The sequence below is a fragment of the Nitrosopumilus sp. S6 genome, assembly GCF_054515815.1.
This window is the reverse complement of record NZ_JBTNRI010000002.1, coordinates 73,550-94,509: the sequence shown is the minus strand read 5'-3', so window position 1 is coordinate 94,509 and position 20,960 is coordinate 73,550. Positions and strand designations below refer to the sequence as shown.

The window sequence follows — 20,960 nt, the reverse complement described above, 5'->3', positions numbered from 1 at the left end:
TTTAAAAAGAAATTATCTATCATTTTGTATGAATGGTTTGTTAATAGGAAGATTCCAACCTTTTCATTTAGGTCATCTTGAGGCACTACGATTTGCTTTATCAAAAGTTGATAAATTATGGGTAGGCTTGGGTAGTTCTAACAAATCTCCAGAAAAGAATAATCCTTTTTCAGCTGAAGAACGTAAAGAAATGATTCTATCCTCCATAGATGATTCCATGAAAGAAAAAATTTCAATCTATTTTATCCCAGATTTAGATAATCACATAAAATGGATTGAAAAAATAGATACAATAGTTCCTGAATTTGATATTGTCTTCTCAAATGATGAACTGACTAATCATTTGTATTCAAAACGAGATATTCAAGTTGCTCCAATTCCTTTTTTGAAAAGAAACGAATTATCTGGAACAAATGTTAGAGATTTGATAATTAGCGATCAGAACTGGAATGTATTGGTACCCAAAGGTACAGAAAATTTTTTGATAAATAATAATGCCAAAGAACGTCTGAAAAATCTCTAATTATAAATAAACCCCGTATAGTACTGACTGGTAGATACACATGGAATATCTTTCAATGCTTCCAGGACCAACAAATGTACCTAATCGTGTAATGAGAGCTATGTTGGCACCAATCATTAATCACAGAAGTGATGATTTTGTTGAATTATACACAGATGTCGTTGACAAAACCCAACAAGTCTTTGAAACTAAAAATGATATTGTAGCATTGTCTGCATCTGGAACAGGTGCTGTTGAAGCAGGAGTTGTAAATTTAGTTAAGAAAGGCGATAAAGTAATCATTCCAGTAAATGGTGAATTTAGTAATAGATTATCTCAATTAATTGAAGGCCAAGGAGCAAATGTAGTAAAACTTGAAACTCCTCCTGGAGAAAACGCAACTTTTGATCAAGTAAAAGAAGCATTTGACAATAACAAAGATGTCAAAGCATTCTATGTTGTTCATAATGAAACCTCCACAGGAACTATGGTCAATTATCTTGATAGGATATCTGATTTAACCTCTAGAAATGATGCATTCTATGTAGTAGACTCTGTATCTCTCTTAGGTGGTGCACAACTTCCAGTTGATAAATGGAACATTGATGTATGTATGACTGGAGCACAAAAAGCAATTGCAGCACCTCCAGGAATTTCTCCAATCTCAGTTAGTCCTAAAGCTAAAAAATACATGCAAGAAAATCCTCCCTCTACAATGTATTTCAATTTAGCAAGATACTTCAAATATTATGATGAGGAAAAGCACACTCCTTTCACACCTGCACTACCTCTACTTTATGCATACAGAGAAGCATTAGCAATCCTACTTGAAGAAGGATTACAAAACGTATTCAATAGACACAAAGTATGTTCAGATGCATTATACTCTGGACTTAGTGCTATGGGATTATCTCCATTTGCAAAAGAAGAAGATCGTTCTATCTCTATTGTTGCATTAAACTATCTTGACGGTCTTGAAGATAAGACATTTAGAAATACACTTGCAAACAAATTCAAAGTTCTTGTTGCAGGAGGATTTGGAAATCTCAAAGGTAAAGTGTTTAGAGTTGGATGTATGGGTGAAGTTAGTCCATATCATGTAATGAGAACAATTTCTGCAATCTCATCAACATTAGCAATGATGGGATATGAAGTGGATGCTCAAGCAGGACTAAAAACTGCTGAAGAAAAACTAAAGTCTCTCTAAAACCGTGTTAACTTAATATAAGGAAATTCGAGACCGATCACATTGACTTTCGATAAAGGTTCACTAGTTTTAGTTGATTATACAGCTAAGGTCAAAGATAGTGAAGAAGTATTTGACACGACTCTTGAAGAAGATGCAAAAAAATATTCTATTCATGAACAAAATGTCAAGTATCAACCAAAACTGGTTTCAATTGGTGAAGTTTCATATCCTGTTCTAAAAGGACTTGATGAGGCTCTTGCAAAAACAGCTGTTGGTGACAAACTTACAGTTGAAGTTACACCTGACAAAGGATTTGGTGAAAGAGATACTGGTAAAGTCAGGATGATTCCAATTAGAAAACTAGGTGAAGATGCCGAGAAAGTTTCAGTTGGTGATACAATTGAAGTTGATAATAAACGTGGAATAATTCGTTTTATTGGTTCAGGAAGAGTTCAAATTGATTATAATCATAGATACGCAGGAAAAACAATTCTTTTTGATGTAAATGTTATCAAATCTCTTGATTCTCCAAACGACAAAGTTGATGGAATTCTAAAAAACAGACTCCCAGTAGAAGACTCAAAAATTTCATTTGACTTGAAAGATAAAGAAGTAAGCATTACTATTCCTGAAGAGATTCTACGTGCTGATGGTTTACAAATTATGAAACACTTTATTCAATTAGATATTTTCAAATTTGTTCCTACTTTAGAAAAAGTAAACTTTGTTGAGACTCATGTCAACAAACAAACTCAAGAAAAGAAAACCGAAACAAAAGAAAAAGCACCTGAACAAAAGGCTGCTTAAATTAAATTACTTTAGTACTCTTAGCAAGACTTTTTGCCTTTCTTTCTGTCATCTCTATCTCTTTTAGAATTGTATATCTTTCAGGCCTCAAGTCTTGTGCAATAACTAAAGCATCAACTATTTGATCTTCAGTTAAACCAATTTGTTTTGCAGTTGTTGGTGCACCAACATTTTTCAATGTTTTAACAATTTTTTTCCAATCCTGTCCTTGGAGTTTTGCAATCATGATAGATCCTATTCCACATTTTTCTCCATGTAGTCCCTTATTTGGTGCAATTTTGTCTAATGCATGTGAAAAAAGATGCTCTGCACCAGAACATGGTCTGCTACTTCCTGCAATACATGACGCAACTCCTGCACTAATCAAAGCCTCAATGATCACTCTTGCATCTAATCCATTTTTTGCATATCTACTTGAATTATCTAGTACCATCATGGCACTCATCATAGCTAATTCTGCTGAGTAAGTTCCATAATACTCTCCAGTTTTTTGATGGCCTAATTGCCAATCTTTGACTGCAATGATATTTGCTATCAGATCCCCACAACCGCTAGCAAGCAATCTTGATGGTGCTTTTTTGATAATATCTATGTCCACAAACACTCCTAATGGTGCAGATGCAACAATAGAATGTGGTTTATCACTTTTAACTGAAACAAATGGACTTGATACACCATCATGAGATGCTGCAGTTGGTACGCTAACAAATGGAATGTCTAAATTAAAAGAAATTAATTTTGCAGTATCAACAGATCGCCCACCACCAATACCTGCAATAATATCACTATGATCTTTTTTTACTTCTTTTTGAATTCTATTTAGAGTGTTAATTTGATTATCTTTTGATGTATGCCATACAAACTTGATTTTTTTACTTTTTAATGATTTTTCAATTCTTTGTCTAAGAACTTTTTTAACATGAATTCCTGAAATTAGGGAAATTTTTTTTGGTTTTGTTAAATTGTGCAAAAATTCACCAAATTCATTTATGTTTTTTTCACCTACAACAATCTGCCTGGGTAATTCCATTGTATGTGATTTCATGCGATCTTGATTTTTTGTCATTATTTATGATTTCCAGAGATCAAAAAGTTATTTAAAAGGGTGAAATGCCATTTACTTTATCTTAATAGGTGTATTTTTTGTCAAATAATGTCGAAGAAAAAATTCTGCACGGGACTACCACTGTAGGTATCAAGGCAAAGGATGGTGTAGTTTTATGTGCCGATATGAGGGCAAGTGCTGGATATTTCATTGCAAACAATAACACAATGAAAATCCAAAAAATAGATGATCATGCTGGATTAACTCTAGCAGGTGGTGTTGCTGATGCACAAAACATTGTTGATATTTTACGTTATCATTCTAATCTTCATAGAGTTGAAAAACATGGACCAATATCCATTCATTCACTTGCAAGACTTTGCTCATTGATTTTCCATCAAAACAGAGGCTACCCATTCATGGCTGATATTTTGGTTGGTGGATATGATACAGAAGGTCCTGCATTGTTTAACATCGATATGTTTGGTTCAGTTGAAAAGAAATCATATGTTACAACTGGTAGTGGTTCACCAGTAGCTTATGGTTTACTTGAAGAAGAATATAGAGAAGATCTTACAGTTGAAGAAGCAAAAAAAATTGCTCTAAGAGCTGTAAAAGCAGCAATTGTTAGAAACATTGGTACCGGCGATGGAATTAACATCGCAATAATGGATAAAGATGGATTCCGTCTTTTGACTGAAGAACAAAAGAAAGCAGTCATTGAACTTTAGTGATTTAATGCAAAGAAAACAACAACAAAAAGAATTACCTCCTAGCAGCCAGAATATAATGGCCACCATACTGCAAAGTATACCTAAAGAAGCTAATGTTACAAAAATTGAATATGAAGGACCGCGTATTGCACTTTATACAAATGCTCCTCGTTATTTGATGGAACATAACGAAACAATTTCAAATCTTGTAAGTGTAATCAAAAAACGAATTGTTGTTAGAACTGATGAATCAATTAGAAAACCTGAAGATGATGCTAGAAAAATTATTGCAAGTTTAGTTCCAGATGATGCTAAACTACAGAACACTCTATTTGATACTGCAACTGGTGAAGTCTCAATTGAAGCAAAACGACCTTGGTTATTACAAAGAAATGCAAAAGAATTCAATCATGCTGAAGTAACTGAGAAAACAGGCTGGAAAATACGTGTAAGAAAGGCTACAACCATTCCATCTCGTACCATTCAAACAATTAACGCAACTCTCAAACAAGCTTCTGCTGAGAGAAGTAAACAACTAAAACAAGTTGGCGATGAAATTTTCAGACCTAGACTAACTCAAAGAACAGAAGTTTCACTTTATACTCTTGGTGGATTTGGTCAAGTTGGACGTTCTTCATTATTATTATCTACACCTGAAAGTAAGATACTCATTGATTGCGGAATAAATCCTGGAGCACGTTCTCCAATGGATGCATTTCCTAGATTAGACTCTTTGAATATCACACTAGATGATCTTGATGCTATAGTTATTGGCCATGCACATTTGGATCATACTGGATTCTTACCTACATTGTGTAAATATGGATACAAAGGACCAATCTACTGTACTGAGCCAACATTACCTATGATGAATCTAATTCAATTAGATGCAATCAAAGTTGCAGCAGCTCAAGGAAGAACTCCAATCTATTCTGAACGTGATGTAAAACAAATCATGAGACAAACAATTACTTTACCATATGGAACTGTAACTGATATTTCTCCTGACATTAAACTAGTTCTTGCCAATGCAGGTCATATTCTAGGTTCTGCATTATGCCACTTTCATATCGGAAATGGTGATCACAACTTTGTTTACTCTGGTGATATTAAATTTGGAAAAAGTATTTTGTTTGAAGCCGCTAGTTGGAATTTCCCTAGAGTAGAAACATTACTCATAGAAAGTACGTATGGTCTTAAAGAAGACATTCAACCTAGTAGACAAGAAGTTGAATCTGCTTTCATCAATGCCGTAAATAACACTCTTGCAGATGGCGGTAAAGTTCTAATTCCTATTCCAGCTGTTGGTCGTGCACAAGAAATTATGATGGTAATTGATCATTATATGAAATCTGGTGAAATGATTGAGGCTCCAGTATTTACTGAGGGAATGATTTCAGAAGCCTCAGCAATACATGAATCATATCCTGAATATCTTGCACGTGAGCTAAAGCAAAAAATTCTAGAAACTGACGATAATCCATTTGATTCTGAATATTTCACAAACATTGAGCACGCAGATGCTAGAGAAGAACCTATGAGGGAAGATTCTCCTTGTATAATTTTAGCAACATCTGGAATGTTGGAAGGTGGACCTGTTTTAGAATATTTCAAAAATATTGCTCCTGACAAAAAGAACAAAGTTCTCTTTGTATCCTACCAAGTAAATGGAACTCTAGGAAGAAGAGTTCTTGACGGATCAAAACAGGCAACAATGTTGGGAAAAGAAGGTAAAGTTGAAGTTGTTACGATCAATTGTGGTGTAGAAAAACTAGATGGATTTAGTGGACACAGTGATTATAATCAACTAATGTCCTTTGTACAAAGACTTAGACCAAAACTGCGAAGAGTTCTGGTTAATCACGGTGAAAGAAAGAAATCAGAAAATCTTGCCATGAACATTAGACGAATGCACAGAGTTCCTGCTCATTATCCTCAAATTCAAGAAGCAATAAAATTATTTTAGATCATATTCTGGTTTCCAGATCTTTATGTTGGATGGAGCAACAATAATTCTCTCCTCACCCAACCTTGCAATATCTGCACCAGCACTTTTTGCAATAGAATACAATTCTTCAACAACTTTTCGAAGCTGTTCCACATCTTTTTGTGCTAGCGGTGTTACTCTAAGAATCAAAATCATATCTTTTTTGATATCTTCTTGAATTGAATGTACATCGCTGATATCTCTAATGGTTATGGCCTTTAGAAATGTCGTATTTTCTTGTTTTTGCATTCTAAATGAAAATGCGATCTACTCCCTCAAAAACTCTTCCTTAGTTTTAACTAATTTTTTAAAAAATTTACGCCTAAATTCTGAATTTAATGTAATTTTCTTCTTCTATACTTTTAGCACTAATTTCTTCACTAACATCTCCATTTTTTACTAAAACAACTTCTGCTTGATTTTTTGGTGCATCTGAATATCTTAGAGTTACAGATGCTGCAAATTTTGTATGATCTTTTGCATTTTTACCTCTTAGAATTGATGTTGGTCCAACATGATCTTTTGCTTCAAGTAAAATATCATTTGGTAATGCAATTGCTTTGATCATTTCATTTTCATCTTTATTTCTACCAACAACAAATTTTGTTTCTTCATCTAATCTGAAATGTCTTCCAATTTTTAACAAATCAATATCATTAATTGTTGGAGTTTCAACATGTTTGAAAAGATCTTTAGCTTTAATTCCAAATTGTGGTTCAGTTAATAGACATCCTCCACCGGCATTAGGAGGATTTTCAATTCCATATTGTTTTGCCATCTCTAATTGATTTCTTCTTGTTCGTCCTCTTATCATTCCAAGATTTTCTCTTTTGATCAATCCTTCTTTTTCAGGAATTGTTTCTGGTAATAATGCAGCAGATAATGGTCTTACAATTTTTCCTACAAGATCTGATTCTTTTTCAATAGTTCTTAATGCAGGTCCATGTTGACTCATAGGACGTTGACCTAATACCTCCCCTGACACAATAAATTCAGCACCAATTTCTTCCATGTGTTTTTTTGCAGCATCAAACATCATGGCTCTGCAATCAATACATGGATTAAATCCTGCACCAATTCCATGTTTTGGTTTCTTTAACATCTCGATATATTCATCACCAAGATACACTGTCTTCAAATTTACATTAAGATCGTCTGCTCTTTCTCTAATTTCAAATCCACAACCTCTACCACAATCAAAATCACAAAATGGAGTCTTTATTGCAACTGCAGATACATCAAATCCCTGCTCTTGCATCATTCTGACAGCAAGCTGACTGTCTAGACCCCCAGACAATAATGCAACAACTTTCTTCTTTTCTTTTTCTTCAGTCACAGCGATCTAGGCTGAATTTCCATATACAAACTTTGCATCATACATAAATTGAGAAACAAGTGTTTTTTGTGTGTGAAGCAGCGTAGAAAAAATCTACTAAAACATGCCCAAAAGATCGGTTGTGACACCTTGGTTACTTTTGAGCCTGAAAATCTCTTTTACATGACTGGATTTTGGGGCGAAGCTATTGGTTTGTTAGAAAAAAATGGAAAAACTACCATTATTGCTCCAGAACTTGAGGTCGGAAGAGCCAAAGATGAATCTGAAGATTGTGATGTAATTACAGCAGAACGAGGAACTGGTCTTGTATCTTCACTTGTAAAGAAAATCAAAAAAAATCGTGTTTGCACTGATTGTCAAAATTACTCTATTATGACATCTTTGAAAAAATCTATTCCAAAAATAAAATCCTCTACAGAACCATTTTACAATTCTCGTATAATCAAAGATGAAAATGAGATCAAAATTCTCAAAAAAGCATCTAAAATCATTGATGAAATGTTTGAAATCTGCTCAAAAAAGATCAAAGTAGGGCAAAAAGAGTCAGAATTACAAACAACTTTGATGACTTATGCAATGGAACAACAAATGTTTGATACTGGATACAAATCAACTCTTAATCCGTTAATTATTGCTGGTGGTCCAAATGGTGCCTTACCGCATGCTCAAGTAACAAATAGAAAATTCAAAAAAGGTGATCTTGTTGTAACTGATCTCACATTAAGATACAAGGGATATGTCTCTGATGCAACAAGAACATTTGCAATTGGAAATATCTCATCACAAGCAAAAGAAGCATATGAAATTGTTAAAGAGTCTCAAAAACTTGGACTAAAAGCTGTAAGACCAAATGCACATTGTAAAGATGTAGATGCTGCATGTAGAAAATACATTGATGAAAGAAATTATGGTCAATACTTTATCCATTCAACTGGTCATGGAATTGGATTAGAAGTACATGAACTCCCAACAGTTTCATACAGAAGTGATACAAAACTTGAAGAAAATATGGCAATTACAGTAGAACCTGGAATCTATATTGAAAATAAATTTGGAATTCGAATTGAAGATTCCTTAATTGTTAAGAAAAAACCAGTTGTAATGCACAAATTTACTAAAGATCTAGTTACAATTTGAGCCTAAGAAAAGGTTACTACATCAATTATGTGCTTTGATTCAGAATTGTTTGATGTTATTTCTTGAGACTCTACATTAACATTCCAATCAAAATTCATCTCACCCTTGTATGATTTGAAATTCAAAATTATATTGTATTCATCTGAATTTACATTTGTAACTGATAGGTCTAGAACAGTTTTCTTGTGTCCATAAATTTTCTCATCTGGATACTCTTCATCTATTTGATTTTTTATCACTTCTTTTACAGTTAGTTTGGATTCTACACCTGCATTATAGTTTAACAAAAAATCTACTGCCATTTTTTCTTCTCCTGATAATTCTGGTAGACTATTCTCAAAATTTTTTTCTGATAAAACACTTTGAGCTGAAATCACAATTAATGCAATGGCTGCAAGATAAAATGGTGCTCTTTTTTTAAGAAATGCCTTTAAACCTGTTTTCTTTGGTTTATCTTCTTCCTTCTTTTTCTTGTCTTTAGCCATTTTTGTCTTCTAATTTTCTAGTGTTTTGCTGTTAAAATTAAAACTTCCCAAGGAAATTGAATTATTCCATTCCTTTTTGTGTAGGGCTTTGTATTTTCTTTTACCATTTCTTTGAGCTCTTTTCTTTGAGATCTTTCAAGTGTATCTAATTTTTCTTTGATTGGTTTTGCTACATATTTGAGATAATTACTCCAATATTGATCAAAGGTACCTGGGCTATACGGAAAATTGTAATCTTTTACTGTGATTTTTCTAAAACCAGCTTTTTTTATTTCATCTTTGAGTGATTTTTTTGTTCCGAATCTATCAAAATCTGGAGTTCCAGGTGGAACATAATTTGGGATAAATTGAGTTACGGCCTCAAAAATACTATCAAAATATGGCACTCTATCAGGATGTCCATGAACAGATATTCCTAATTTACCTGATTCTTTGAGGCTATTTTTCATATTTTTTAGTGCCTTTTGAGCATTTGGAAAGAAAAACAATGCATATTGACATGTTATGATGTCAAATTTTTCTTTGAATGAAAAGTTTTCAGCATCTGCATTTACAAATAATAGGTTTGAAGATTTTTTATTCCATTTTTTTGCAACTTTAATTGCTGCAGTTGCTGTATCTGCACCTACTACAAACCCTGATCTTCCCACCTTTTGATTTAATAATTTTGTAACAACACCTGTTCCGCTTGCAACATCAAGAACATGATCTCCTTTTTTAACACCAATTAATTCAATTAGCTTTTTTGTGCTTTGGAATGGACCTTTTTTAGCTGTTGCCCATCTTTTATGATATCTTGGTGCAACTTCATTCCAAACTGACATATTTCGTTTTTTATAATCAAATGGTTTTACTTTCAATTTTATTTAAACTCTTTTAGATCTGATTTTAATGTTCTTCCTGTTTCATGAAAATATCTATGTTCTATTTCTTTTAGTTTTTCAACTAGTTTGAAGCTATCCGCATGTTTCTTTTTTTGTTTATTTGTAATTTCTTTGTATTGTGATACTAGTTTTCTTAATTCTGAATTTTTCATTTTATTTTCTTTTCAATCTCTTTTCTAATTATTTTTACAATCTTTTCTTTTTTCTTCCATCCTGATGCTGTAGTGTTTTTGTTATCAACAATTATGATTTGATTATTATTTGGATTTTTTTGATATTTTGTTCCAATATCATTTGCAATAATTAAATCAGCATTTGATTCTTTTAATTTTGTTTTAGCTGATTTGATTAGAGCAGATTTTGATAGATTTGTTTCAGCCTTGAATCCAACTAAGATTATGTTTTTTTGAGATTTTTTTACCTGATCTATGATTTTTGGTGCTTTTTTGAGTCTAATTGTGAGTGATTTTTTGTTACTCTTTATCTTGGATTTTGATGTATTTTCAGGAGTATAATCTGATGCAGCTGCTGCCATAATCACAATATCATATTTTTTCTCTAGTTCTTTTTTTGTTGCATCAAACATTTCTTTGTTTGTTGTAACATTGATTATTCTGGCACCTCTTGGGGGTTCTTCTTTTCCTGGACCGTAAATCAAAGTGACTTTAGCTCCAGCTGAAATTAATTCTGAAGCTAACAATACTCCTGTTTTTCCTGAACTAAGATTTGTTATTACTCTGATTGGATCAATGTATTCAATTGTTGGCCCTGCAGTCATTAACACTTTTTTATTTTGTAATGTAGATGAGAAACCAAATTTCTTTAGTACAAATTCTAAAACGTCTTCAGGTTCTGGCGCTTTTGCTTTTCCTTCAATCATTTGTGGAGAAAGAAACTGAATCTTGTTTTTTAGAAATTCAATGTTCTTTTTAACCGCTGAATTATCATACATTGATTCATGCATTGCCAAACACATGAGAATTGGAATTTTTGAGCCAAATCCCACAGTCAAAACTGTTGAAATTGGAGTATCGTCAATTCCATTTGCTAGTTTTCCTAATGTGTTTGCAGTTGCAGGATACACAATCACTAAATCTGATTGATTGTAATCAGCCAATTTTATGTGTTCAAGTTTTCCAGTAAGTTTTGTAATTACATCATTACCTGTAGCCCATTTGAAATAATCAGGCTGAATTAGCTTTGTTACTGCTCCACTTGCTACACATGTTACATCTGCACCATGTCTCATAAGCAACCTTGCAAGCTCTATTGCTTTGTATGCTGCAACACTCCCAGCTACACACAATACAATTTTTTTCCCCGTTAACTCTACCCCATGTGAAGAAACAATATCTAATGATGGATGATCATTTATTCTCTTTTTAGCTGCCAATTTGCTCACGTAATTTCTTTAATTCTTCAGGATCCATTGAAAACCAATTTTCTTCAGCAGGAAATGTACTTGATTCTACATCATTTTTGTAATCCTCAAGGGATTTTACAATATCTTCTGAGAGATTCATGTATCTTTTTGCAAATTTTGGTTTTATCTTATCATACATTCCAAGCAAATCTTGAACCACTAGTACCTGTCCATCACAATTTACTCCTGAACCAATTCCAATTGTAGGAATACTAACAGTTTCAGAAATTATTTGTGCAACTTCATGGCTTACCATCTCTAAAGCTATACTGAACACTCCAGCTTCTTCAAGTTCTTTTGCATCCTGGATTAATTTCATTGCAGAATCTTTTGTTCTTCCTTGTACTTTGTAACCTTGTGAAAGCATTGTTGTTTGAGGTTGTAATCCAATATGTCCCATTACAGGAATTCCAATATCAACAATTGCACTAATTGTCTCAGCCATGATTAAACCGCCTTCTAGTTTAACAGCATCAGCTCCTGCTTTAACTAGTCTACCTGAATTGTTAATTGCATCTTCTATACTTGCTTGATATGACATAAATGGTAAATCTGCAACAAGCAATGCATTATTTCGTGCTCTACTAACTGCTTCAGTAAACATACACATATGATCCATTGTTACAGGAATTGTATTATCATAACCAAGCATCACCATTCCTGCACTATCTCCAACTAACATTACATCAATTCCAGCCTTGTCACATAATGATGCTAATGTATAGTCATAACCTGTAATTACAGAGATTTTCTTTTTCTCTTTTTTCATGTTTATGATATCTTGGACTGATTTATGCAACTCTTGCCCTCCTTGTAAGATTATTTTTTATTTGAATCACATTTTCTGATAGATTTTTTTTGTTATCAAAGTCTGAAATTATTTTTTGAAGGCTTGTTTCATTTCTCTTTGTTAATTTTTTAGATTCAGAAATTAGTAACTCTATTGCTCGTGTTACATTATCTACAATTGTAATGTTAGCAGTTTGTGAAGTTCGTGAAAGTGGATTTAGATCAAATGTAATCACGGTTTTTCCTGCATTCCTTAACGCCATGGTTCTATCTCCATCTTCTAGAGGCACAACTACCACATCAGCTGCAAAAATTCCATCTTTATCTACTATCCTTCGTGCAGAATCAATTCCTGTTAATCTTCTAGAATTTGCAGAATTTGTACCTAAGATTTCTTTAGCGCCATTTTTTTTGAGAGTTTTGATAATTGCTTGCTTTCTCTTTTCATTTGTGTAGAATAGATTTACCTCGAGTTTAGCTTTGATTTGCTTTGATAATTTGATAATCTCCTTTGGACACAAGGCTGCGACATTCCCATTAACTGAGATAACTGGTCTTTGAGCCTGGAGTAATTGTGCTGCTGCTGCCTTTATGGCCCGTTTTGCAGCCTGATTTGTCTTTTCACCAAGTAAATAGTCAAATGCTTCTCCTCTTCCTTGAGCCAAAAGTCCTTCTTTTGCTACTAACCCTTTGTCAAAACCACTAACAAGTTTTTCACGAATTAAAAGTGACTTTGCTCTTGGATGTGACTTTGGAATTAATGGCATGTAACTTCAATTAATTATTTAGAACTCTTGCTCCGATATCATCTAATTCTGAATTTATTATCACTCCATCAGAATATTTTTGTAAAATTCCTAAAACCTTATCTTCATTCTCTTTTGGAACCATTGAAAAAATTGTTTCACCAAAAAGTGCAATTCCACATTTGATATTATTTTGAGCCAACTCATTTACTATTTTTTGCATTCTTGGTGTCATTACATCTACATATTTTGCAAATTCTAGTGACATATCTTGAAAGTGTTGGTAATCTTTTGTTTCTAATAACCTGTTAACCATTTTTCCACCAAGTCCATTAATTTGAGAAAGTCTTTCTTTGATGAATTTGTTAGTTGAAATTGGTGAGAAGCAAATCATAATAACTGAAATTTTATCTGTAGAAATTTTCTCAACTGTTCCAATTCCTGGTGCTCCCGGCTTTACACGCACTTCAAATCCTCCATGAAATGAAGCTAAAACATCTCCTAATCCTGTCTTACAATTAATTTCTGCATTATGTGCAATTTTTCCAATAATGTTTTTATCTAATTTTGTTTCAAGTGCTTGATCTAATGCAAATGATAATGATAATGCAACTGCGCTACTAGAACCTAAACCATATCCTACTGGAATTGAAATCTCATGTTCAATATCAAAGAACTTGTCTTGAAAATCCCCAATCTTTAGAAATTCATTTAATACAAACTCTGACACATCTATTTTGTCAGATTGATATCCCTTTGTTGTAATTCTAAAGTTTGAATCTTGATTATTTTTTTTACCAATTCTTACTTTTGTTGTGACTCCTTGTTTGATTGAAAAACCTGCTCCCATTGAGCCTAGATCTTCTAAATTGTTTTGATTGTTCTCTAAATGAGCCTTGAAGAAACCGGTAATATGTGCAGGACAAAATGCTATTCCCTCCATTGATCTGAGTTTAAATTTTACACAAAATATAAGAATATGGCTTAAATTAATTAAATTAGTATAAATTGACTAAATTTGTTAGACGCCTACAAAGAATAGGAAGTAGCATTCTGGTTTCCCTTCCAAAAGAATGGGTTGATGCAAATAATTTAGACAAAAGTAGTCAAGTTGAAATTGAAACTGGTCAAGACAGTATTTCAATTTCTGCAAATAGAGAAACTCGTCCAACAAAAGAAGTTGTAATATCATATCCCTTACCAAAAGAAGAAAACATTGTAGCTGACATTACTGGTGCTTATCTTTTAGGATATGACATTATTGAGATTACTTCTGATTCTATAATTCCTGGAGAAGATAGAGAAAAAATTCGTAATTCTATGAGACGACTTGTTGGAATGGAAATAATTGAAGAAGATTCATCTCACATTAACATGCAGTTCTTATTGGATTCTACAACCCTTAATCCTGAAAAAATTCTCAAACGTATGAGTTCTATTGCACTTGGAATGTATGATGATGCGTCAAATGGATTAATTGCAGATGATAAATCAAACTTGCAAACATTATCAAAACGTGATGCAGAAGTAAATAGACAATACTTTTTGCTTGTACGATTAATTCGTAGTACACTTGTTGATAAAAGATTAGCAAATGCATTTAATCTAGAAAACATTGATGTTCTTGATTATAGAGTTGCAGCAAATCTTTTAGAAAATGCTGGTGACTCTATTGTGGAACTATCTGATTTTATTTACAATTCATCTTTGTCAAAAGAACAATATAAAAAAATTCATAATGTTGTAAAAGACTTTAATGCATTAGCCGAAAAATCAATTGATGCTTTTACAAAACCTGATAGATTCTTAGCAATTGAAGCAATATCTTTACACAAAAAATTTGAAGAACAACTTGGTAAACTCAGAACCACATTAGACAATAAAAAAGAAATTCCAATAGATTTTCTTGATATAGTGTTTATGTTTGAGCGTATAGCTCAATCTTGGGCTGATGTGGCAGATCTTGTTCAACCAATCTATAATGAATAACTAGTATAGCTTCTTTTTTGCAGCATATGTTAAAACGGCACAAATGGTTTTTGAATCTTGAATTTTTCCAGACTTTATCATGCTAAGTAATTTTTTCATATCCACTTTTACTACTGAGAGGATCTCATCTTCATCAAGTTTCAAATCTGCAATCTTCTTTAATCCTGAGGCTACAAAACAGTGGATAACCTCTGAATTATAGCCAATTGATGGGTAGTAAGTGATTAGAGGAGTCATTTTCTTTGCTTTGTATCCTGTTTCTTCTTCTAATTCTCTAAATGCACATTTGATAGGCTGTTCTCTCTTCTCTAATGTTCCTGCAGGAATCTCTAGAACATATCCGTGTGGAAACCTATGTTGTTTTACCAAAATCACTTTTTTATTTTCATCAAAGGCAAGCATAGCTGCAGCTCCTCTGTGTTCTATTACTTCTCGTTTTACTTTTCTTCCTTCAATTTTTCCATCATAAACACTAAGACCTAGAATTTTTCCTTCATAGATCTTCTTTTTCTTCATGTAATTTGATGAAATTATTATTATTTAATTGGTTTGATATGTAAGATGCAATTTTGGTGATTTTTTTGACTCTTCAATTGATTTTTTAATCCAATTTGTATAAAATGAGATTTTTTTAGGGATGAACAGATCTGCAGATTTTACATTTTTACTTGTTCTAATTTTTTGCGTTAATTCATCCATCTTGAATATGCTGTCACTATACAAAAATAATACAATCTGATTTTTAGCAATAAAAGGAATTTGTAAATATGATTCTGAAAATGTGTTATTCAAATTTTCTAATACCTCCTTCAAATCCCCATTAACCCACGTAAGTACTGCATGTGGAATGAAATCTTCAATTTTTGTTGGATCATAAATTAAAGTGAATTGAAAACCATCATTATCATGTAGTTTCTCTATGCATCTTGTTATCGTCTTTGTTGATAGATTTGTATTCTTTGCAATTTTTTCAATTTTTTGTCTTGGTTCTTTGATTAATTCTTCTAAAATTTCTAAATCTGTTTTTGTTAAATTTGAATTGAATACTGAATTTTCAGCTTCAAAAATTGACAAGACTCTAAGATCTTTCATCAATTTTTTTGCAAGCTCAATCTTTTGTTCTAAATTTTCTTTAATTGCAATACCGCATACTGTTACCCCGCCAATACATGGAACCATAATGTATGGCTCACCCACTAAACTAACTTGCTCTAAAATCTCTTGAATATTTTCACCTGATACAACAAAGTACAATACGCCATGACCCAAAGTTGGCGGTTCAATTTTGACGATAAATTTCTCAATTATTCCACTTTCTTGCATTTTTTTTATTCTGACTCGAACTGCTCCTCCTGAGAGTCTTAGTTCTTTTCCAATCTGTCTGTCTGATTCTCTACAATTATTGAGCAATCTGCTCAAAATTTTCATATCTAAATTGTCCATTTTGTAATCTCCAACACTATTCTACAATTCATAAAAAACCAATATCATATAAAATTGTCTATATTGTTAGCACTATATGTCATAGACATTAAATATCAGACTATTTCACTGATCTCGTGGAATATCGATTAAGATTAGCAAAAAGAATGCTATTCAACAAAAAAGGAAGCTTAATTGGAGCTGTTTTAGCTGTTACAATTGGAATTTTAGTAATTCATGTGAATTTTGTAATTTTCCAAGGATTGTTTGATGCAATTGTTAGGGATATTAGCGATTACAGAAATGGTGACATACTTGTTACTGATGAAGCAGACTATATCGATAAATCTGATTTATCTATTGTAAGTTGGTTTGAAAGAATTCCATATGTAGAGGCGGCAACACCGCGGCTTTCATCAACTGCCGAAATGAATATGACAAAAAATGGAAAACTAATTGAAGAAACACGTGTACCCATAGTTGGAATTGATCCTTTCAGAGATATTAGAGCATCAACTGTTCATGAAACTGTTTCAGAAGGAAGTTATGTCTTTTCAAGAAATTCAATTGTACTAGGTTCTAATGTTGCAAGAGATCTTGGTGGAGCTCAAGTTGGTGATAGCATTAAAGTTCTAGTAGTTGATAGACGGGGAGAAGATCAAATCAGAAGATTTACTGTTTCAGGAATTGCACAATCTCCTGGTGGTCAAGGATTTGATTATACTGCAGTTATCCATATTGATACCTTACGTGACATGATGGATAGACAAGGTGATACAGGATCTTTTATGGTAAAATTAAATGATCCTACAAAAGCATTTGAAGTAAAAGAATTTTTCTTACGTTCATTTCCAAATGATGATTTTAAAGCTGAAACAATAGAGGAATCAGCTGAAGAACAACTTGCTGGTTTTCGATCTGGTATTGCAATGATTAACATGATTGGTTATTTTGGAATGATGTCTTCAGCTTTTGCTATTGTAACAATTCAGATGATGTTAGTAAATGGAAAAACTCGTGAAATTGGTGTAATGAGATCAATTGGAGCAAAAAGAAAAGACATTCTAATTATCTTTATTTTTCAAGGAATGATTATAGGAGCAATTGGTGCTGGTGTAGGCACAGCTGCAGGCTTGGGTTATACATTCTATGCAAAGGAAACAAAAATGTCATTTAACAATAGTTTGCCTCTTGAGGTTACTTACAATTGGGAAAAGATCATCCAAACTGCTTTGACTTCATTTATTTTAGCAATTATTGCATCACTCTATCCGTCGTATAGGGCAACTAAGCTATTACCAGTGGAGGCGATGAGAACTGTCTAAGGTATTAGAGATTAATAATTTGACCAAAATCTATGGGGAAGGAGAAAATAAAGTCAAAGCTCTTGATAATGCAACTTTTTCAGTTGAACAAGGTGAAATTGTTTTAATTGTTGGAAGTTCTGGTTCAGGAAAATCTACATTACTTAACATGATTGGTTTACTTGATCGTCCTACAACTGGTAAGATCTTCATTGATGGAGTTGATACTACTACTCTTGATGATGATAAAATTTCTTCATTTAGAAATAAAAAATTAGGATTTATCTTCCAATTCTCAAATTTGCTTTCTGACTTGACAGTTCTAGAAAATGTCTTGTTACCCCGACAAATTGGTGGAACGAATAATACTGCTGAGAAGGATGCAAGAGACTTGCTAAAAGCAGTTGGACTAGAAGATCAAATGAATAAACGTGCAAATAAAATTTCAGGTGGACAAGCTCAAAGAGCAGCTATTGCAAGAGGATTAATCAATAAACCGTCAATTGTTTTAGCAGATGAACCAACAGGAAATCTTGATTCTGTTACATCTGAAACAATAGTTCAATTGATGAAATCTATGGCAAAAAAACTCAATCAAACATTTGTTATTGTTACACACGATCGTCAACATTTTGGTGATGTAGACAAAGTAATCACAATTAAAGACGGTAAGGCCTTTGAAGGAGATATGCCATCTGAAATGGAGGTTTTAGCATAATGAATCAAAAATTATTTTTATTGTTACTTGGAGTTTTGTCAGTTCCATTATTCATGGGTAATTCGTATGCACAAATTTCATCTGGTGGATTTGGAGACTCTCCATTTGAGCGAGACTTTGGTGATGTTAAATTCTTAGATGCATATTTTGGTACATTAAATAAAAAAATCGAAGTTGAAGCAGGTGATAGTAATGCTCCATTTACTGTAGTATTTGCAAATGTTGGAACACAAGACATTACAGGAATCAAAGGACAATTATCATTGCCTTTTGGATTTTCAGCTTCTGATGGACCAGGTTCAATCATTAAAGCTGACAGTGATTCAAATTCTTTGGCAGGAGAAAATTTCCATTTGACATTCTTTGTAAATATTGATAAAAATGTCAACATTCAACAGTATCCTGGAACAGTAAAAGTAGATTATTCTAGATTAAGAGAGTCTGGTGTTAGAACTGCGTTTGAAGACTTTCAATTTAAGGTAACTGGTGATAGTGTGATAAACGTAAGAGCATTAGAACCATTTCTTACATCTCTTAGAACAAACAATGTAGTAATTGAAATTTCTAATGATGGAACAGCACCAATATCTAGTGTTGATATTGTTGCATCTAACACACAAACAGAACGTGCATCAACTGCATCTTCTACTACTAATGTAGAAAATGTTGTAATTTTAGAATCTAATTGGGATGTTGGAAATATTGATCCGAAATCTACTAGACATCTTACAGCAACAGTCTATGTTCCAGAGGGATTGAAAGGTGATACTCTTAGAATTCCTTTGACCATATCATACTATAACGCACATGGTGATCAACATGTAATTTCAAAAATTGTTGATTTTTACATTAAGGGATTGATAGATCTTACAATATTCAATGTTGATGTAATTGAATTGTCTGGAACTCAGATGGTAATTGGAGAAATTATCAATGAAGGTAATGAAGATGGTTTGTTTGGATTTGTTAGTATTGCACCTCGTGGTGATTCAAACATCAAACCAAATACCCAATTTATCGATGAAATTGAAATAGATGCACCTGTACCATTTAACATTCCAATTGAATTTGATGGTGAACCAGAATATGGAGAACATGACATTACAATTACTTTAAGATACAAGGATAGTGTTAGAGATGAGCTCTTTGTAATTGAAGATACTACTATCTTTGTAAATGAACCAACAAATGGTGATGAGTCTGGTCCTGATTCTTCAATGATTATCATTCCAATTGTAATTGCAATTGGTGTAGGAATTTACATAATGCGTAGGCGTAAAAATGCCACAATCACGGCAAGTGAATAAATTTTTAATGTTATTTTGGAGAATTAAAGGCAATTTAAAATGAGATCAAGTATTGTTGTTATCATTGCAGCATTAGCAGTAGGAGGCATTGTCGCCATTTCTGGTTTTATTACAAACCAACAAATTACAGATGTTCCTGAACTTTCAGAACTTTCTGATCCATATACAAAATTAGAGAAATACAAAAATGAATTAGAAAAAATCAATCAATACAATCAACAAGTCTTAAAAGACTTGGAAAATCAAATAAAAAATTCTGATAATGAGCAATTGGCACAAATCAATAAAGAGATTGAAGTTGTAAAACGTGTAATTAATGACAATAAGGCAGAACTTGAACAAGTTATTCAACGATTATCTAAAATGAAATCTAATCCTTGATCTGAAAATTAATTCAAAACTTATATCATAATTGTGTGATATAAAATTGGGAATCGGTATGGCAAAGGGAATATTTCTATTTCTAGCTGGTAGCATTGTGGGATTTATTACAACTCCACTACTGTAATTTTTTCTAAATTCATATAGTAACTGTAAAAATTATGATTATGGAAACCCATAGAAAACTAACGATAATTGGTTCTATTTTGCTGGTTGCAACATTTATGATAAATAACTATCACCAAGAAACTCATCCTGGAGTCGGATTCAATTATGCATATGCAACTGGAATTGGAATGCTTATAGCATTTGGAATTAGTTTTGTAATATTTACAAAAGATAGGCTCAAAAATTAATTGAGAATTCTATACTTTACACTAAAAATATAAGCAATTAATCGATCTTGCGATCATGCCATTTGATGAGATTGAAGTTCCCAAAGAATTACGTGAATTCATGATTGATGGAGCTGAAGAAACTATTCTGGGACAAAAAAATGGTGCACTAAAACAATATCGTTATGGTAACTTACACATTAGGGAATATGATGACAAATTTTTAGTACATACTGATAAAATTGATCCAAGAAAAGATCCTATTGGACATCTTGTTTATGATGCACCAGAAGTCTTGATTGGTTTAGCTTGTGCACTTTTTGGTGGATCTAAAATTGCAAAATCTGTTTTAAATAATAATTCAAAAAAACTTTCTTTGGCATCTGGATTGGTCTCATCAGTTCTTTCTGGATACATTGGATACGTTGCATCAAAAAAGATCAAAGATTATTTGGAGTAAA

At 32.6% G+C, this 20,960-nt stretch carries 25 protein-coding genes; 13 read left to right on the top strand and 12 right to left on the bottom strand.

What is annotated here, in order from left to right; genetic code table 11:
* Nucleotides 1–28: 28 nt before the first annotated feature.
* From ACX12B_RS01885 to ACX12B_RS01875, 3 genes are read left to right on the top strand one after another with little or no spacing between them, the layout of a single operon-like run.
* Nucleotides 29–523, top strand: coding sequence for a nicotinamide-nucleotide adenylyltransferase (locus tag ACX12B_RS01885; RefSeq protein ID WP_459352364.1), 495 nt, complete (start codon nucleotides 29–31; stop codon nucleotides 521–523).
* 40 nt (nucleotides 524–563) lie between these two features.
* On the top strand, nucleotides 564–1,709 hold the full coding sequence (locus ACX12B_RS01880) for a pyridoxal-phosphate-dependent aminotransferase family protein (protein WP_459352363.1): 1,146 nt from the start codon (nucleotides 564–566) through the stop codon (nucleotides 1,707–1,709).
* A 42-nt stretch (nucleotides 1,710–1,751) separates the two neighbouring features.
* On the top strand, nucleotides 1,752–2,498 hold the full coding sequence (locus ACX12B_RS01875) for an FKBP-type peptidyl-prolyl cis-trans isomerase (RefSeq protein ID WP_459352362.1): 747 nt from the start codon (nucleotides 1,752–1,754) through the stop codon (nucleotides 2,496–2,498).
* A 1-nt stretch (nucleotide 2,499) separates the two neighbouring features.
* On the opposite strand, the gene ACX12B_RS01870 is transcribed toward ACX12B_RS01875, so the two are convergent.
* Nucleotides 2,500–3,564 carry an NAD(P)-dependent glycerol-1-phosphate dehydrogenase gene (locus tag ACX12B_RS01870; RefSeq protein WP_459352361.1) on the bottom strand — a complete coding sequence of 355 codons (1,065 nt, stop codon included), beginning with the start codon at nucleotides 3,562–3,564 and terminating at the stop codon, nucleotides 2,500–2,502.
* 77 nt (nucleotides 3,565–3,641) lie between these two features.
* Between ACX12B_RS01870 and psmB the strand changes: the two genes are divergently transcribed.
* Nucleotides 3,642–4,274 (top strand): archaeal proteasome endopeptidase complex subunit beta, encoded by a 633-nt coding sequence (psmB, locus tag ACX12B_RS01865; RefSeq protein WP_459352360.1) that lies wholly within the window; start codon nucleotides 3,642–3,644, stop codon nucleotides 4,272–4,274.
* A gap of 7 nt (nucleotides 4,275–4,281) precedes the next feature.
* The gene (locus ACX12B_RS01860; protein WP_459352359.1) at nucleotides 4,282–6,222 is read left to right on the top strand and encodes a beta-CASP ribonuclease aCPSF1; all 1,941 of its coding nucleotides are present in this window, start codon (nucleotides 4,282–4,284) and stop codon (nucleotides 6,220–6,222) included.
* Here ACX12B_RS01860 and sepF read toward each other — a convergent pair.
* Nucleotides 6,214–6,492 carry a cell division protein SepF gene (gene sepF, locus ACX12B_RS01855; protein ID WP_141977190.1) on the bottom strand — a complete coding sequence of 93 codons (279 nt, stop codon included), beginning with the start codon at nucleotides 6,490–6,492 and terminating at the stop codon, nucleotides 6,214–6,216. The two genes, ACX12B_RS01860 and sepF, sit on opposite strands and share 9 nt — an antisense overlap.
* Nucleotides 6,493–6,565: 73 nt before the next feature.
* The gene (locus ACX12B_RS01850; protein ID WP_459352358.1) at nucleotides 6,566–7,579 is read right to left on the bottom strand and encodes a tRNA (5-methylaminomethyl-2-thiouridylate)-methyltransferase; all 1,014 of its coding nucleotides are present in this window, start codon (nucleotides 7,577–7,579) and stop codon (nucleotides 6,566–6,568) included.
* 72 nt (nucleotides 7,580–7,651) lie between these two features.
* Between ACX12B_RS01850 and ACX12B_RS01845 the strand changes: the two genes are divergently transcribed.
* On the top strand, nucleotides 7,652–8,716 hold the full coding sequence (locus ACX12B_RS01845; RefSeq protein WP_459352357.1) for a M24 family metallopeptidase: 1,065 nt from the start codon (nucleotides 7,652–7,654) through the stop codon (nucleotides 8,714–8,716).
* Between the two features lie 2 nt (nucleotides 8,717–8,718).
* Here ACX12B_RS01845 and ACX12B_RS01840 read toward each other — a convergent pair whose 3' ends face one another.
* From ACX12B_RS01840 to ACX12B_RS01810, 7 genes are read right to left on the bottom strand one after another with little or no spacing between them, the layout of a single operon-like run.
* On the bottom strand, nucleotides 8,719–9,201 hold the full coding sequence (locus tag ACX12B_RS01840; RefSeq protein WP_459352356.1) for a hypothetical protein: 483 nt from the start codon (nucleotides 9,199–9,201) through the stop codon (nucleotides 8,719–8,721).
* Between the two features lie 17 nt (nucleotides 9,202–9,218).
* Nucleotides 9,219–10,061, bottom strand: coding sequence for a methyltransferase domain-containing protein (locus tag ACX12B_RS01835; protein WP_459352355.1), 843 nt, complete (start codon nucleotides 10,059–10,061; stop codon nucleotides 9,219–9,221).
* 2 nt (nucleotides 10,062–10,063) lie between these two features.
* Nucleotides 10,064–10,237 carry a hypothetical protein gene (locus tag ACX12B_RS01830; protein ID WP_459352354.1) on the bottom strand — a complete coding sequence of 58 codons (174 nt, stop codon included), beginning with the start codon at nucleotides 10,235–10,237 and terminating at the stop codon, nucleotides 10,064–10,066.
* Entirely contained in the window at nucleotides 10,234–11,478 is a 1,245-nt protein-coding gene (gene coaBC, locus ACX12B_RS01825; RefSeq protein ID WP_459352496.1) for a bifunctional phosphopantothenoylcysteine decarboxylase/phosphopantothenate--cysteine ligase CoaBC, read from the bottom strand. Before coaBC ends, ACX12B_RS01830 begins: the two co-directional genes overlap by 4 nt.
* Entirely contained in the window at nucleotides 11,468–12,307 is an 840-nt protein-coding gene (gene panB, locus ACX12B_RS01820) for a 3-methyl-2-oxobutanoate hydroxymethyltransferase (RefSeq protein WP_459352353.1), read from the bottom strand. Before panB ends, coaBC begins: the two co-directional genes overlap by 11 nt.
* Nucleotides 12,300–13,064, bottom strand: coding sequence for a 4-phosphopantoate--beta-alanine ligase (locus ACX12B_RS01815; protein ID WP_459352352.1), 765 nt, complete (start codon nucleotides 13,062–13,064; stop codon nucleotides 12,300–12,302). The genes panB and ACX12B_RS01815 overlap by 8 nt, the downstream gene beginning before the upstream one ends.
* Nucleotides 13,065–13,074: 10 nt before the next feature.
* Nucleotides 13,075–13,986: a pantoate kinase gene (locus ACX12B_RS01810; RefSeq protein ID WP_459352351.1), complete on the bottom strand. Its 912-nt coding sequence runs from the start codon at nucleotides 13,984–13,986 to the stop codon at nucleotides 13,075–13,077.
* Nucleotides 13,987–14,051: 65 nt separating this feature from the next.
* On the opposite strand from ACX12B_RS01810, the gene ACX12B_RS01805 reads away from it, so the two are divergent.
* Nucleotides 14,052–15,032 (top strand): PhoU domain-containing protein, encoded by a 981-nt coding sequence (locus ACX12B_RS01805; RefSeq protein WP_459352350.1) that lies wholly within the window; start codon nucleotides 14,052–14,054, stop codon nucleotides 15,030–15,032.
* On the opposite strand, the gene ACX12B_RS01800 is transcribed toward ACX12B_RS01805, so the two are convergent.
* Together ACX12B_RS01800 and ACX12B_RS01795 are read right to left on the bottom strand one after the other, a co-directional pair.
* Nucleotides 15,033–15,548, bottom strand: coding sequence for an NUDIX hydrolase (locus tag ACX12B_RS01800; protein WP_459352349.1), 516 nt, complete (start codon nucleotides 15,546–15,548; stop codon nucleotides 15,033–15,035).
* Between the two features lie 24 nt (nucleotides 15,549–15,572).
* A complete protein-coding gene (locus tag ACX12B_RS01795) occupies nucleotides 15,573–16,475 on the bottom strand; it encodes a winged helix-turn-helix transcriptional regulator (RefSeq protein WP_459352348.1) in 903 nt (300 codons plus the stop codon).
* 146 nt (nucleotides 16,476–16,621) lie between these two features.
* Here ACX12B_RS01795 and ACX12B_RS01790 point away from each other — a divergent pair, with 146 nt between their 5' ends.
* From ACX12B_RS01790 to ACX12B_RS01765, 6 genes are all read left to right on the top strand, one after another.
* Nucleotides 16,622–17,779 carry an ABC transporter permease gene (locus ACX12B_RS01790; RefSeq protein WP_459352495.1) on the top strand — a complete coding sequence of 386 codons (1,158 nt, stop codon included), beginning with the start codon at nucleotides 16,622–16,624 and terminating at the stop codon, nucleotides 17,777–17,779.
* 19 nt (nucleotides 17,780–17,798) lie between these two features.
* On the top strand, nucleotides 17,799–18,476 hold the full coding sequence (locus ACX12B_RS01785; RefSeq protein ID WP_459352347.1) for an ABC transporter ATP-binding protein: 678 nt from the start codon (nucleotides 17,799–17,801) through the stop codon (nucleotides 18,474–18,476).
* Nucleotides 18,476–19,783: a COG1361 S-layer family protein gene (locus ACX12B_RS01780; RefSeq protein WP_459352346.1), complete on the top strand. Its 1,308-nt coding sequence runs from the start codon at nucleotides 18,476–18,478 to the stop codon at nucleotides 19,781–19,783. Before ACX12B_RS01785 ends, ACX12B_RS01780 begins: the two co-directional genes overlap by 1 nt.
* A 39-nt stretch (nucleotides 19,784–19,822) precedes the next feature.
* Entirely contained in the window at nucleotides 19,823–20,164 is a 342-nt protein-coding gene (locus tag ACX12B_RS01775; RefSeq protein ID WP_459352345.1) for a hypothetical protein, read from the top strand.
* A 167-nt stretch (nucleotides 20,165–20,331) separates the two neighbouring features.
* Nucleotides 20,332–20,520: a hypothetical protein gene (locus ACX12B_RS01770; protein WP_459352344.1), complete on the top strand. Its 189-nt coding sequence runs from the start codon at nucleotides 20,332–20,334 to the stop codon at nucleotides 20,518–20,520.
* Between the two features lie 55 nt (nucleotides 20,521–20,575).
* Nucleotides 20,576–20,959 carry a hypothetical protein gene (locus tag ACX12B_RS01765; protein ID WP_459352343.1) on the top strand — a complete coding sequence of 128 codons (384 nt, stop codon included), beginning with the start codon at nucleotides 20,576–20,578 and terminating at the stop codon, nucleotides 20,957–20,959.
* The last annotated feature ends 1 nt before the right edge of the window (nucleotide 20,960 follow it).

Coding starts and splice junctions, on each gene's coding strand:
- ACX12B_RS01885 (WP_459352364.1), top strand. CDS start 29: ATGAATGGTTTGTTAATAGGAAGATTCCAACCTTTTCATTTAGGTCAT.
- ACX12B_RS01880 (WP_459352363.1), top strand. CDS start 564: ATGGAATATCTTTCAATGCTTCCAGGACCAACAAATGTACCTAATCGT.
- ACX12B_RS01870 (WP_459352361.1), bottom strand. CDS start 3,564: ATGACAAAAAATCAAGATCGCATGAAATCACATACAATGGAATTACCC.
- ACX12B_RS01860 (WP_459352359.1), top strand. CDS start 4,282: ATGCAAAGAAAACAACAACAAAAAGAATTACCTCCTAGCAGCCAGAAT.
- sepF (WP_141977190.1), bottom strand. CDS start 6,492: ATGCAAAAACAAGAAAATACGACATTTCTAAAGGCCATAACCATTAGA.
- ACX12B_RS01840 (WP_459352356.1), bottom strand. CDS start 9,201: ATGGCTAAAGACAAGAAAAAGAAGGAAGAAGATAAACCAAAGAAAACA.
- ACX12B_RS01830 (WP_459352354.1), bottom strand. CDS start 10,237: ATGAAAAATTCAGAATTAAGAAAACTAGTATCACAATACAAAGAAATT.
- ACX12B_RS01815 (WP_459352352.1), bottom strand. CDS start 13,064: ATGCCATTAATTCCAAAGTCACATCCAAGAGCAAAGTCACTTTTAATT.
- ACX12B_RS01810 (WP_459352351.1), bottom strand. CDS start 13,986: ATGGAGGGAATAGCATTTTGTCCTGCACATATTACCGGTTTCTTCAAG.
- ACX12B_RS01800 (WP_459352349.1), bottom strand. CDS start 15,548: ATGAAGAAAAAGAAGATCTATGAAGGAAAAATTCTAGGTCTTAGTGTT.
- ACX12B_RS01795 (WP_459352348.1), bottom strand. CDS start 16,475: ATGGACAATTTAGATATGAAAATTTTGAGCAGATTGCTCAATAATTGT.
- ACX12B_RS01790 (WP_459352495.1), top strand. CDS start 16,622: ATGCTATTCAACAAAAAAGGAAGCTTAATTGGAGCTGTTTTAGCTGTT.
- ACX12B_RS01780 (WP_459352346.1), top strand. CDS start 18,476: ATGAATCAAAAATTATTTTTATTGTTACTTGGAGTTTTGTCAGTTCCA.
- ACX12B_RS01775 (WP_459352345.1), top strand. CDS start 19,823: ATGAGATCAAGTATTGTTGTTATCATTGCAGCATTAGCAGTAGGAGGC.
- ACX12B_RS01770 (WP_459352344.1), top strand. CDS start 20,332: ATGGAAACCCATAGAAAACTAACGATAATTGGTTCTATTTTGCTGGTT.
- ACX12B_RS01765 (WP_459352343.1), top strand. CDS start 20,576: ATGCCATTTGATGAGATTGAAGTTCCCAAAGAATTACGTGAATTCATG.